At 65.6% G+C, this 12,794-nt stretch carries 11 protein-coding genes; 5 read left to right on the top strand and 6 right to left on the bottom strand.

Annotated features, from left to right (window positions below; genetic code table 11):
- Nucleotides 1-78 precede the first annotated feature (78 nt).
- From QQL28_RS42715 to QQL28_RS42705, 3 genes are all read right to left on the bottom strand, one after another.
- Entirely contained in the window at nucleotides 79-1,302 is a 1,224-nt protein-coding gene (locus tag QQL28_RS42715) for a GGDEF domain-containing protein (RefSeq protein ID WP_284275491.1), read from the bottom strand.
- 84 nt (nucleotides 1,303-1,386) lie between these two features.
- Nucleotides 1,387-2,889, bottom strand: coding sequence for a class I adenylate-forming enzyme family protein (locus QQL28_RS42710; RefSeq protein ID WP_284275490.1), 1,503 nt, complete (start codon nucleotides 2,887-2,889; stop codon nucleotides 1,387-1,389).
- A 28-nt stretch (nucleotides 2,890-2,917) separates the two neighbouring features.
- Complete coding sequence (locus QQL28_RS42705) at nucleotides 2,918-4,741, bottom strand: extracellular solute-binding protein (protein WP_431309727.1); 1,824 nt, start codon at nucleotides 4,739-4,741, stop codon at nucleotides 2,918-2,920.
- A gap of 265 nt (nucleotides 4,742-5,006) precedes the next feature.
- Between QQL28_RS42705 and QQL28_RS42700 the strand changes: the two genes are divergently transcribed.
- Entirely contained in the window at nucleotides 5,007-5,822 is an 816-nt protein-coding gene (locus QQL28_RS42700) for an invasion associated locus B family protein (protein WP_284275489.1), read from the top strand.
- A 79-nt stretch (nucleotides 5,823-5,901) separates the two neighbouring features.
- Here QQL28_RS42700 and hspQ read toward each other — a convergent pair whose 3' ends face one another.
- On the bottom strand, nucleotides 5,902-6,234 hold the full coding sequence (gene hspQ / locus QQL28_RS42695; RefSeq protein WP_027523411.1) for a heat shock protein HspQ: 333 nt from the start codon (nucleotides 6,232-6,234) through the stop codon (nucleotides 5,902-5,904).
- Nucleotides 6,235-6,340: 106 nt separating this feature from the next.
- Here hspQ and QQL28_RS42690 point away from each other — a divergent pair, with 106 nt between their 5' ends.
- Nucleotides 6,341-7,294, top strand: coding sequence for an AEC family transporter (locus QQL28_RS42690; protein ID WP_284275488.1), 954 nt, complete (start codon nucleotides 6,341-6,343; stop codon nucleotides 7,292-7,294).
- 18 nt (nucleotides 7,295-7,312) lie between these two features.
- On the opposite strand, the gene QQL28_RS42685 is transcribed toward QQL28_RS42690, so the two are convergent.
- Nucleotides 7,313-8,497 (bottom strand): UbiH/UbiF family hydroxylase, encoded by a 1,185-nt coding sequence (locus tag QQL28_RS42685; RefSeq protein WP_284275486.1) that lies wholly within the window; start codon nucleotides 8,495-8,497, stop codon nucleotides 7,313-7,315.
- Nucleotides 8,498-8,631: 134 nt separating this feature from the next.
- Here QQL28_RS42685 and pcsA point away from each other — a divergent pair, with 134 nt between their 5' ends.
- The 3 genes from pcsA to QQL28_RS42670 all read left to right on the top strand — a co-directional run bounded on the left by pcsA (nucleotide 8,632) and on the right by QQL28_RS42670 (nucleotide 11,144).
- The gene (gene pcsA / locus QQL28_RS42680; RefSeq protein WP_431309726.1) at nucleotides 8,632-9,357 is read left to right on the top strand and encodes a phosphatidylcholine synthase; all 726 of its coding nucleotides are present in this window, start codon (nucleotides 8,632-8,634) and stop codon (nucleotides 9,355-9,357) included.
- Nucleotides 9,354-10,079 (top strand): TerC family protein, encoded by a 726-nt coding sequence (locus QQL28_RS42675; RefSeq protein ID WP_284275484.1) that lies wholly within the window; start codon nucleotides 9,354-9,356, stop codon nucleotides 10,077-10,079. Before pcsA ends, QQL28_RS42675 begins: the two co-directional genes overlap by 4 nt.
- Nucleotides 10,080-10,169: 90 nt before the next feature.
- A complete protein-coding gene (locus tag QQL28_RS42670) occupies nucleotides 10,170-11,144 on the top strand; it encodes a quinone oxidoreductase family protein (RefSeq protein WP_284275483.1) in 975 nt (324 codons plus the stop codon).
- Between the two features lie 203 nt (nucleotides 11,145-11,347).
- Here QQL28_RS42670 and QQL28_RS42665 read toward each other — a convergent pair whose 3' ends face one another.
- Nucleotides 11,348-12,544, bottom strand: coding sequence for an acetylornithine transaminase (locus QQL28_RS42665; protein WP_284275482.1), 1,197 nt, complete (start codon nucleotides 12,542-12,544; stop codon nucleotides 11,348-11,350).
- Nucleotides 12,545-12,794: the final 250 nt, after the last annotated feature.

The following is a 12,794-nucleotide window of genomic DNA, read 5'->3' as shown; positions in this document are numbered from 1 at the left end:
CCCGGTCAAACCAACGTCCGATCGAGCTCATCGACTCGCCCAGGGTGGACGGCCCCCGAACATCGAGCGCGATGATATCTACGACGCAGCGCGCGGTGCTTCGGCAGAAAGGCGCGCGAGCAGCGATCTCGCGGTATCCGACGGTGACAGCGAGTCCACGCTAACGACGGGCTCGCTGCGGGGTTCGCGCTTGCCGTTCGAGGTGTGCCGCATCACGGCGGAGAGGCGGCGGGCGATCATGTGGGCGGTACGGAAATCGGTCTCGGCGAACACCACGATGACGGAGCCGTCCTTTTGCGCGGCGCCAAAGTCCATCTGCCGCATCAGCCGGCTCAGGATCCGTGCGGCATCGAGCTGCGCGCGTGGATTGCTTGCATCGAAAGCGAAGCGCGCCACCGACAGGCCGCCGCCGCGGGCGAGCGTCTGCTCGACCGCCTTGGAAAAATCACGGGCAAAGGCTTCCGGCGTGAGCAGGCCGCTGCGCGGATCGAGCCAGCCGCCGGCGTCGATCGAGCGCAGCGTGCGGCTGAACTGCGCCTCCATCGCGTGCTGACGGATCAGCGGCAATGCGTTGGCGGCGATCTGCGTCGGCTCGCCGGAGATGAGCTCGAGGTTGGGCAGGTCGTAAGTCTGGGTGAGCTGATGCGCGGTGACGATCACGGGCATGTTGCGAAAGCGGGTGTCTTCCGCAAGCACCGTGAGGAAGGCGTCGGCGACGCGCGCGGTAAAACCTTCGGCGAGCACGACGCCGTCGATGTCGCGGGTGTTGAGATGTTTTGCGGCGGCTTCGATGGAGAGCGCTCCGATCACGCCCATGCGCTCGCCGAGGGCGACCGAGAGCGCCGGATAGGCGGAGCCGCGGCCGATCAGCAGCACTGTGGCGTCGCGCGCGGGGTCGGTTTCTGGCAGTGAGATCTTCGCCTCCGGCAGGCGGCGCAGCACGGTTGCGTGCAGCGTGCGGACGCGCATCGCGGCGCGCAGCCGCGCGATGAGGCGGTCGGAATTGTTGTCGCGCAGCGTGAACGGCAGCGCGTTATGGGGCAGCGCGGTCTGGGGATCGACGATGATCAGCGGCAGATAGAGCGTCTGGTCCGCAATCGCCTTTGCGACCGCGGCAAGATGCGGCTCATGTCCACTGCCAGGCGCCGCGACGACTGCGGCCGGCTGGACCTCTTCGACGGCGCGGGCTGCGCTCGACCAATCACTGTCGATGACCGGAAAAAGGCGGGCCTCGTCGAGGGCCGAAATGAAGGCCGGCCGCTGGGCATTGGACACAAAAAGGATCGGGCCCGCCTGGGACATCTCAAGCTCTGATTACGCACACGAATGCCGCGCAATCTAGTTGGGCCGCCTTAATGCCCGGTCAACGGACGCGGTGAAATGCATTCAACCGGGCCCGGTGCGGTCGCGAAAAGCCTCAACCATCAGGGGGTTAAGCCCGAGTTCGCCGAGCGCCTCGCGGGCCCTTGCATTGTCCTGGGCGCGCCCGGCCAGACGGTGTCCGGAGAGCCGGTCAGGCAGCGCCGTGAGCAGGGCGCCCTGGCCGAGCCGGCGCGCCCATTCCTGCAAATCATTGGACAGGAAGCGGTAGCCGCCGACGGCCATGATGCCGGACGGGGGCGCCGTGATGCAGATCGCGCCACTCGGGCGATCGAGCCGCGCGGCGTAGCCGGTGTCGACATAGTCGCGCGGCGGCTGCGCTGTCAGCATGTCGCCGACCGGCTGCGGCGGGGCATAGGCCGCGATCGGTACCATCGGCCCGCGCAGGCCGAGCGTGCCCTTCGGCGTCAGCAGGATCTCGCCGGCAACCGAGGAGCCGGACTGCTCCCGCGGGGCGCCGTGCGGCCCTGGCATCACCGGCACGGGCATGCCGTCCTCGCCGCGCCGCGCCCCGAACAGGCCGGCCTCGCCGAACAGATAGACATCCGTCAGCGGCGCATGCGGCGCGATCCAGGCATCGCTCGCCGCGACCTGCTCCGGCGCGCGCCACAGGCCGACGACGTTGCGCAAGCCCGGCATCCGCGCCGCGAGATCGGCCTCGCCGAGCCGCAGGGCGAGCAGGGCGGGCGCGATCAGCACCTCGCAGCCCTGCTCATTGACTTGCTGCTCCAGCACCTCGCCATCGAAGGGATGATGCAGCGCGAGCGTTCCACCAGACAGCAGCCAGATCGCAAGCGAGGAGGCGAGACCGGCAAACGACATCGGCGTGAACGCCGACATGATGGTCGCGCCCTGCGGAATGTCGGCTTCGAGCGACATCGCAAGCCCGCCCGCGATGATGCTGAAATGCGGCCGCGGCACCGGACGAAAGCCTTCCGCAGTGACGTCGAAGGAGATCATCGCCGCCTTGCGGCCGTCCTGGATGACACTGCGTGTCGTGCCGGGTGCGCGCGAAAGAACATCGTCGAGCGAGGCCATGCCTTCGGGCAGATCGGTGCCGAAGCCGCAGACGTGACGGATGGAGAAGGCTTCCGCCGCGGCATGCATGGCGAGATCGGCGTAGACGACCCCGTCGACCTTGCTCATGGTGACGATCGCACGCGCCGCGGTGCGGTTGAGCGCCGCGGTCAGCTCGGCGTGACGCCACAAGAGCGGCAGCACGGCGACGACGAGGCCGGCGCGATGAGCGGCGAGCACCGTGAGCACGAACTCGACAGTGCTAGGCAATTGCACGGCGATGACGGAGTTGGCCGGCAGACCGGACTCGACGAAATGGGCCGACAGCGCCTCGATCGCCCGATCGGCTTCCGCATAGGTCAAGCGCCTGGGCAGATGCCCGGTGATGCGAATCTTGTTGAGGGGATCGTACAGCGCCGGCGCATGCGGCTGGCGGGCCAGCGTCCGCTGGAACAGCGTGTCGAGCGTCGGCGATACGGCTGGCTGGATCACGGCATCACGTCGCTTGCTGGTTGCCTTGTTACTTGCTCGGGGCGTCCGCCTTCTGCCACCAGGTCTCCGGCAGATAGCCGGACAACGCGGTAGCCGATGGCCGTTCTATCCGATTCCAACGCGCGATCCATTGCTCCGATACGTTAAACAGGGGGATCGTGTAGAAACCAGCGATCAGGGCGCGGTCGAGGGCCCGGACGGCGGAGACAAAATCCGCGTGGTCACGGGCCTCCAGCAGGGCTGCGATCATCGCGTCGACGGCCGGGTCCTTCGCGCCCATGTAGTTGCGGGTGCCTGGATTGTCGGCCGCGACGCTGCCCCAGTAGAACGACTGCTCGTTGCCCGGCGAGAGCGACTGGTCCCAGCGGTTCTGGATCATGTCGAACTCGAAGCCGAGCCGGCGCTGGTCGAACTGCACCGGATCGACCGAACGCACGGTCGGCTCGATGCCGGCGCGCTTGAGGTCACGCACGAAGGCGAGCGCAATGCGCTCCTGGTCGCGCGTCGTCACCAGGATCTCGAAGGTGAAGGGCGCCTTCGTCGCGCGGTTGCGCAGCACCGTGCCGTCGAGATCGTAGCCGGCCTCCGACAACAGCTTCAGTGCCGCGCGCAGCGTCGTGCGGTCTCGGCCCGAGCCGTCGGTCACCGGCAGGCGATAGCTGCCATCCATGATGTCCGGCCGGATTTGCGCCGCATACGGCTTCAGGAGCTCCCGCTCGCGCGCGTCGGCGGGGCGGCCATAGGCGGAGAGGTCCGAGCCCGCGAAGTAGCCGGCCACGCGCGAATAGAGCCCGAAGAAATAGCTGCGGTTGACCAGCTCGAAATCGAACAGCAGCGTCAGTGCCTGCCGCACCCGGATGTCGGCAAACATCGGGCGGCGGGTGTTGAACACGAGAAATTCCGAGGGCTGCGGCACACCGGGCTTGATAGTGTCGCGGATCACCTCGCCGTTCTTGACGGCGGGAAAGTCGTAGGCGTCGTGCCAGCGCAGCGGCTCGGTCTCGACGCGAAAGTCATAAAGGCCGCGCTTGAAGGCTTCGAACTGGCCGTTCGCCTCACGATAATAATCGAGCCTGATCTCGTCGAAATTGTAGAGGCCGCGATTGACCGGCAGGTCGCGGCCCCAATAATCGGGATTGCGGGTCAGCGTCACGCTGGTGCCGGGCTTCACGGCCGTGACGCGATAGGGGCCCGAGCCGGTCGGGCCGGTCATCGTCGTCTCCTCGAAGGTCGCGACATCGACGCCGTGCCTCGGCAGGATCGGCATCAGCCCGAGGATCAGCGGCAGTTCCCGGTCATTGGCCCCGGCGAGATCGAAGCGGACGGTGAGGGGATCAGGTGCCTCCGCCTTGGCGACTTTGGTGTAAAATTGGCGGTGGTTGGGGCGGCCATGGTCGCGCAGGAGTTGCCAGGAGAACAGTACGTCATCGGCCAGCACCGGTGTTCCGTCGGAGAACCGCGCTCGCGGATCGAGGTGGAATGTCACGTAAGTCCGGTCGTTGTCGGTCTCGACCGTCTTGGCGAGCAGGCCGTACAGCGTGAAGGCCTCATCATTGCCGCGCGCCAGCAGGCTTTCGACGATGTAGCTGCGAACCTGCTGGACTGCGATACCCCTCACGATGAACGGATTGAGGCTGTCGAAGGTGCCGAGCACCGACCAGATCAGCCTACCGCCCTTGGGTGCATCTGGATTGGCATAGGGCATGTGGGTGAAATCGGGCGGCAGGGCCGGCGCGCCATGCATGGCAATGGCGTAGCTGTCGGCGGCCCTGCCCGGAACGGACATCGGCGCCGCAAATGTGAGCGCGAGCGCCACGCAGGCCGCGGCGGCTAAGCGCAGGCACTTAGACATGAACGACGGCGCGCGGATCGATTCGGGGATCAGTCACCTCCAAACCCTAGCATAGGCCTTCGACTTCGGCCTCTCTGCCCACTTCAAAGATGCTTGTCGGCATTGATCTTTTCGTCCGCCACGTTAAGAAGGCGGGCAATCGCGCAGGAGCGCCGAACTTGTCACGTTTCCGCCTCTATTGATGGGGAGACAGCCGCGCCACAGCGGCTCGGTTCGGTGTTTAGGAGCGGTTCGGGCACTTCCCGTTCAGAAAGGGTTTTCCGCAATGAATTTCCGTATTTTGGCCGCGTCGGTCCGGCCGCGCGGGCGCCTTCTCGCCCTGTTGACGGCCTCTGCACTGGTTGTTCCGTTCGCCGCCCAGGCTCAGACCGCAACGCCTGCTCCGGCGGCACCGAAGGCTGCTCCGAAAGCCGCGCCGAAGGCCGCTGCTCCCAAGGCGCCGGCGCCCGCCACGCCGGCGCCGCAGGCTCAGGGCCAGGCACCCGCCGCTGGCGCTCCGCCGGCCGGCGCACCGCCCGCCGACCAGCAACAGCAGCAAGTCCAGCTGATCTACGCGCCCTGGACCAAGTTCTGCCTGAAGGGCCAGGACGCCAACGCCAAGCAGGTCTGCTTCACCGGCAAGGACGGCCGCATCGAGTCCGGCCAGCCGGTGATTGCCGCCGTGATCATCGAGCCGGAAGGCGAGCCGAAGAAGATTCTTCGCGTCACGCTGCCGCTCGGCATGCAGCTCGTGCACGGCACCCGCATCATCGTCGACAGCAATCCGCCGCTGCAGAGCCCCTATGTGATCTGCTTCGCCAACGGCTGCATGTCGGATTATGAGGCGACCCCCGACCTCATCGCCAACCTGAAGAAGGGCCAGAACCTGGTGGTGCAGGCGATCAACGCCAATGGCGCGCCGCTGACGCTGCCGCTGCCGCTCGCCGGCGAATTTGCCAAGGCCTATGACGGTCCGCCGACCGATCCGAAGGTGTTCGAAGAGAACCAGAAGAAGCTCCAGGAAGAGCTTCAGAAGAAGGCCGACGAGCAGCGCAAGAAGCTCGAGCAGAGCGGTCAGGTGGCGCCTTCCGCCCAGAAGTAATCGGGCCGACGCAGAACACGAAAAAGGCGCTCGATTGAGCGCCTTTTTTGTTGGCTCGATTGGCCGAATTTGAAAGGGATCAGTTGAGCGACGGATTGCGCGGGCGATAGCCGCCAGACTTGTCCTTCACGAAGATCTCGGCGACCTGGGAATGGCGGATCGGCTCGCCGGAATCGTCGGGCAACAGGTTCTGCTCCGAGACGTAGGCGACGTATTCGGATTCCGCGTTCTCGGCCAGCAGATGGTAGAACGGCTGATCCTTGTGGGGCCGGACCTCCTCCGGGATCGACAGCCACCATTCCTCGGTGTTGTTGAATTCCGGATCGATGTCGAAGATCACGCCCCGGAACGAGAAGATCCGGTGGCGCACGACCTGTCCGATCTGGAATTTGGCGGTCCGAGCTTTAATCATGCTTCGTCGATAGACCAGGATTGTGGCCGATGCTAGTGCCCTTGCTTGGAATTAACCCGCGGAGGGCGGGCGGATAGCCCCGATTACCTCAGAAGTCACTTCATAAATGGTCGATATCCTCAATCTGGCCTTACCTTATTTCGGCCTGATCTTCGTCGGTTACGCCTGCGGCAAGGCCAAGTCCCTGCCGGAATCGGGCCTCGCCTGGATGAATTTCTTCCTGCTCTACGTGTCGTTGCCGGCGCTGCTCTTTGCAATCATGTCGAAGACGCCGTTCTCCGAGTTGAACAACCCGCCGTTTCTGGTTGCGACCACGCTTTCGACGGTTGCGGCGTTCAGCATTGCGCTCGTTGTCGGGAAGGTCGTTGGCCGGCTGTCGCTGCGCGAGGCGACGCTTGCGGGGCTCTCCGGCGGCTACGGCAATATCGGCTATATGGGCCCAGGGCTCGCGCTCGCGGTGCTCGGATCGAAAGCTGCTGCGCCCACCGCGCTGATCTTCTGCTGCGACAGCATCTTCCTGTTCACGATCGTGCCGCTCCTGATCGAGCTCTCTGACCGCGATCATCCCTCGATCCTGCACGCCTTCGGCGTCGTGCTGAAGCAGATCCTGCTCAACCCGCTGATCATGTCGGCCTGCTTTGGCGCGGCCGTCGCGGCACTCCATATCGAGCTGCCCGTTGCGCTCGATCGCACCATCACCTTCCTGCAAAATGCCGCCGCGCCGACCGCGCTGTTCGTGCTCGGCGTCACCGTGGCGTTGCGGCCGTTCGATCGCGTGCCTTGGGAGGTGCCGGGCGTGATCGCGGTAAAGCTCCTCGTCCATCCGCTCGCAGCGCTGGGCCTCATGCTCGCCTTCGGCCCGTTCGCGCAGCCTTGGGCCGCGACCGCGGTGTTGATGGCCTCGCTGCCGCCGGCGCTGAACGTGTTCGTCATCGCACGGCAGAATGACGCCTGGATCGAGTCCGCGTCCGTGGCGGTGCTGCTCGGGACGTTTGCGTCGGTTGTCACGCTGACCAGCGTGATGTGGTTCATCCAGACCGGACGGCTGGCGTTTCCGTGAAACGCCGTTAGCGCCAGATTAGCGTCGCCACGTCGGCGCGAGCCCCTCGCGCATCGCAAAGCGCCGCAACGGGCCGATGGCGCCGAGCAGGTGCATGCCGACGGCGCGGACCGGTTGCAGCGGCAGGAAATCGTTCAGCAGCGAACGGTTCGCCATATCGATCATGAAGGTCCGGCTCAAAATGTCCGGGCGGCGCGCCCAGTCGTAGCGCTTGAGCACATCGTCCGCGCCGGGATCGCCGCCAGCCGCGATCGCCTCTCCAGCGAGCCTGGCGATATCGGCGGCATCCCGCAGGCCCAGATTGAGGCCCTGTGCGCCAATCGGGGGAACCACATGGGCCGCTTCGCCCACGAGCGCGATGCGGTCGCGGGCGAAGGATTTCGGCCGCTCGATCGCCAGCGGAAACAGGTTGCGGCCCGGTTCCACGCTCATGCGGCCCAGGATGAAATGCGATTGCTTCTCGATCGCAGCCGAGAGCTCCTCGTCGCTCAGGGCCCTGAGCCGCTCGGCTTCCGCAGGCGAGGCGACCCAGACGATGCTGGAGCGATCGCCCGGAAGCGGCACGAACACGCAGGGACCGTGCGGCGTGTGGAACTCGGTCGAGACGTTGCGATGCGGCCGGGAATGGCTGACGTTGAAGGTCAGCGCCGTCTGCTTGAGATCGCGTCGCGTGACATCGATGCCGGCGGTCTCCCGGCACAGCGAATGCCGGCCGTCGGCGCCGACCACGAGGTGCGCCGTCAGATACTGCCCCGCGGCCGTGTGGAGCGCGACGTCCTCGGCCTCGGTGAGGACGCTGTCGGCCTCGTCATCGAAGCGAACGAGATTGGCAAGCTCGATGGCACGTGCCTCCAGCGCCAGCATCAGCGAGCGGTTGTCGATGTTGTAGCCGAACGCGTCGAGCCCGATCTCATGGCAGGAAAACCGCACCTCCGGCGCGCGGATCAGGCGGCCGGTGTCGTCGACGAGCCGCATCGCCTCCAGCGGCGCGGCCTTGTCGCTGCAGCGTGACCAGACCCCGAGCCCGTCCAGGAATTCAACGGAGCCGCCGAGCAGTGCAGTGGTGCGGTTGTCGGAATAAGGCGCGTGCCGCGCCACCAGCGCGGTGCGTGCGCCGGTCTGCGCCAGCGCGATGGCCGCGGCGACGCCCGCCGGTCCACCGCCGATCACGGCCACGTCAAAAGGTGCTGCTAGATCTGTCATGACCCCGGACATTTGACATGCCCGGCGGCAATTTCAAGCCGCTTGTTTCGCGCGAATTTGTCGCGAATTGCGCGGCCGGATGCCGCCGCGGCTTATGTGCAAATCGTTCTCATTCTGATAGCACTGCGCCAGCCATGGATACCCCGCAGGATTCTCTCAACCCCACGCCGGCCGCCCGCGCCGCGGCCTTCTCCGTGCATATCTTCACGGCGTTCGGCGGCGCGGTGGCGCTGCTGGCGATGCTGGAGGCCGTGCGCGAGCAGTGGGCGGCGATGTTTCAATGGCTCGGCGTCGCCCTCATCATCGACGCGATCGACGGACCCATCGCACGCAGGCTGAACGTCAAGAACGTGCAGCCGAACTGGTCGGGCGACGTGCTCGACCTCGTGGTCGATTTCGTCACCTATGTGTTCGTGCCGGCCTATGCGATCGTGGCGAGCGGCCTGTTGCTGCCGGTCGCGGCGCCGCTGCTCGGGGTCGCCATCATCGTCACCAGCGCGCTGTATTTCGCCGACCTGCGCATGAAGGCCGAGGACAATCACTTCCGCGGCTTTCCGGCGCTGTGGAACGCCGCGGCGTTCTATCTGTTCCTGCTGCACTGGTCGCCGCTGTGGTCGACGCTGCTGGTTGCCGCACTAGTCGTCCTGACCTTCGTCCCCTTCCGCGTGCTGCATCCGGTCCGCGTCGTGCGGCTGCGCTGGCTCACCATGTCGCTGATCGTGGTCTGGGCCGCGCTCGGCCTCTATACGCTGGAGATGGATTTCCAGGTCGGCACCGCCGTGAAGGTCGCGCTGTGCGCGATCGCGCTCTGGATTGTCGGCAGCGACGCCGTAATCAGGATGGCAAGATTCTTCGCATGATGCATCTCATCACCAGCCCGGAAGCCTGGGCCGCGCTTCTCACCTTGACCTCGCTCGAGATCGTGCTCGGCATCGACAACGTCATCTTCCTGTCGGTGATCGTCTCGCGCATCCCCGACAAGCAGGCGCACCGCGCCCGCCAGATCGGGCTCGCGCTGGCCCTGGTGTTCCGCATCATTCTGCTCAGCGTCCTGGTCTGGCTGATCGGCCTGACCCAGCCGGTGTTCTCGCTCAGGGGTTACGATTTCTCCTGGCGCGACCTCATCCTGATCGGTGGCGGCCTGTTCCTGATCGCGAAAGCGACCCACGAGATCCATGCCGAGGTCGATGCGGATGACGAGGAAGGCGGGGACAATTCCGGCCGCCGCGCCTTCTTCTGGGTGATTGCCCAGATCGTCGTCATCGACATCGTGTTTTCGCTGGATTCCATCATCACAGCGATCGGCATGGCGCAGGACCTCGAGATCATGATCGCGGCCGTCGTGATCGCCTGTCTCGTGATGTACATTTCCTCGGGACCGGTGGCGCGATTCGTTGCCGAGCATCCCACCACCAAGATGCTGGCGCTGGCATTCTTGGTGCTGATCGGCGTCGCGCTGGTCGCGGATGGATTCCAGTTTCACATTCCGCGCGGCTACATCTACTTCGCAATTGCGTTCTCGGCGGCGGTCGAGTTCTTCAACGTGCTGGCCAAGCGCAATCGCAGGAAGGCCGGCAAATAGTCGGGTCTGCCCGGTCCGCTCCTACCGGAAGTTGACAAGGCAGGCGTGATGGCTTTCGCTTGCGCTCAACAAGACCGAGGAGGTCAGGTGATGACCAAAGCCGTCCGCGTGCACAAGGTCGGGGGTCCCGAAGCCCTGGTCTATGAGAGCGTCGAGGTGCCGGCGCCGGGACCGGGCGAGGTGCGCATCCGCCAGCACGCGGTCGGGTTGAACTTCATCGACGTCTATTTCCGCACTGGTCTCTACAAGGCCCCTGGACTTCCCTTCATCGCCGGCAACGAGGCAGCGGGCGAGGTGGTCTCCGTCGGTCCCGGCGTGACGAATTTCCACCCCGGCGACCGCGTCGCCTACTACCACAATCTCGGCGCCTACACCGGCGAGCGCAACATGCCCTGGGAGCGGCTGGTCAAGCTGCCCGACCACATCACCTACGAGCAGGGCGCCGTGCTGATGCTCAAGGGCCTCACCGTCTGGTATCTCCTGCACAAGACCTTCAAGGTCGAGCCGCATCATCGCGTGCTGATCCATGCCGCAGCCGGCGGCATCGGCCTGCTCGCCTGCCAATGGGCGAGGGCGCTCGGGGCGCACGTGATCGGCACCGTCGGCTCACGCGCCAAGGCGGAGCTTGCCGAGGCCAATGGCTGCGACCATGTCATCCTCTACAGCGAGGAGGATTTCGTTGCGCGCGTGAAGCAGATCAGCCGCAACGAGGGCTGCGACGTCGTCTATGACGGCGTCGGCAAGGCGACTTTCCCGGGCTCGCTGTCCTGCCTGAAGCCGCGCGGCATGTTCGTCTCCTTCGGCAATGCCTCGGGACCGGTGCCGCCGTTCGCGATCGCTGAGCTCAACAATCACGGCTCGCTGTTTGCGACGAGGCCGAAGCTCAACGACTACATCGGCAAGCGCTCGGAATTGCTGGAAGGCGCCGACACGCTGTTCGCCGCCGTGATCAGCGGCAAGCTGCACGTGCCGATCAACCATGCCTATGCGCTGAAGGACGCGGCGAAAGCGCATATTGATCTCGAAAGCCGCGCCACCACGGGTGCGTCGATCTTGAAGCCGTAGTTCTTCCGTCATCATCCGCACCCGTGTCCCGGACAAGCTGCAACGCGCAAGCGTTGCGGCGCAGAGCCGGGACCCAGATCGTGATGCGAAGAGATGGGCCCCGGCTCTGCAGCGCACCGCCGAAGGGGCGCTGCGCTGCGTCCGGGGCACGAGACAAGGAGTGAAGCGCACACTCGTCGTTTCGCTCCTCGCAATGACGAGCCTTACGCTACCCTCCGTGCCGCACCCGCTTTGGTCAGAATCGCGTCGAGGCAATCGATCATCTCACTGATTTCCTCGCGCCTGACGTTGAGCGCCGGCATGAAGCGGAGCGTGTCGACCTGTGGCGCATTGAGGAGGACGCCGTCTTCGAATGCCTGCGCGACGATCGCAGGCGCGATCGGCAGTTTCAGGTCGAGCGCCAGGAGCAGGCCGCGGCCGCGCACCTCGCCAAGCCCGTGCCGCGCCGAGACCTTCTGCAACTCGCTCTCGAGCAACAGACCGGTGTCGGTGACGGTCTTGAGAAATTCGGGCTTGCCGACCTCCTCAAGCACCGCGAGGCCGGCCGCGCACATCACCGGATTGCCGTTGAACGTGCCACCCTGATCGCCATGCGCGAAGCATGAGGCGTGCTCGGTCGCAAGCAGAGCGGCGAGCGGCACGCCGCCGCCGATGCCCTTGCCGAGCGTCATGATGTCGGGCGCAATCCCGGCATGCTCGTAGTGGAAGAGCTTTCCGGTCCGGCCCATGCCGGTCTGGATCTCGTCGAAGATCAGCAAGAGACCGTGCGCCTTGGTGAGTGCGCGCAGCTCCTGCAAGAACTTGTCGGTCGCCGGCCACACGCCGGCCTCGCCCTGGATCGGTTCGAGCATCACGGCCACGGTGTTGGCGGTGACGAGCGCCTCGACGGAGGCGATGTCGTTCAGCGTCGCCTTCTTGAAGCCCGAGACCTTGGGCTCGAACAGCGGCTCAAAGGCCTTCTTGCCCGACGCCGACATGGTGGCAAGCGTGCGGCCGTGGAAGCCGCCAGCGAAGGTGATGATCTCGAACGCACCGCCTTTGTGCACGCTGCCAAACTTGCGCGCGAGCTTGATCGCGCCTTCGTTGGCCTCCGCACCGGAATTGGCGAAGAACACCTGGTCGAAACAACTGTTCTCGACCAGCGCCTGCGCGAGCTTCAGGCTGGGCTCGTTGTAGAAGGCCGGGCTCGGCGTCAAGAGCCGCTTGGCCTGCGCCGCAAGCGCATCGGCGACCGCCGGCGGCGAATGACCGAGGCAGTTGACCGCCCATCCCTGCACGAAATCGAGATAGCGCCTGCGGCTGTCGTCCCAGAGGTAGGAGCCCGCGCCGCGGACGAACACGGCCTTCGGCCGTGCGGTGATGTCCATCAGCGCATCATACGGATGGGTAGCGTCGGTCATGTCAGACTCCTCTTGGGGCAGGGACAGTTCAGGGAAAAGACGCGCGAAAAAGCGAGAAGGCCGCACTTTGCGGGTGCGGCCTTCTCGAAAACTCTGCTGATGTCAGTGCTTCAGCGGCGTCGTCGGACATGGCGCAACCCATCATCGTCGCGGGTGCGACGACGGAAAGCTGCGCGGCGGTGGGTCCGAGAGGTGATCATGGGGCGCCGCCATACAGCCGAAGGGCAGGGCTTGTCAAGCCGGTTCTCGA

Origin of the sequence: Bradyrhizobium iriomotense, assembly GCF_030160715.1 — a bacterium.
Taxonomy (GTDB): Bacteria; Pseudomonadota; Alphaproteobacteria; order Rhizobiales; family Xanthobacteraceae; genus Bradyrhizobium; species Bradyrhizobium iriomotense.
This window is presented reverse-complemented; position numbering and strand designations above follow the sequence as displayed.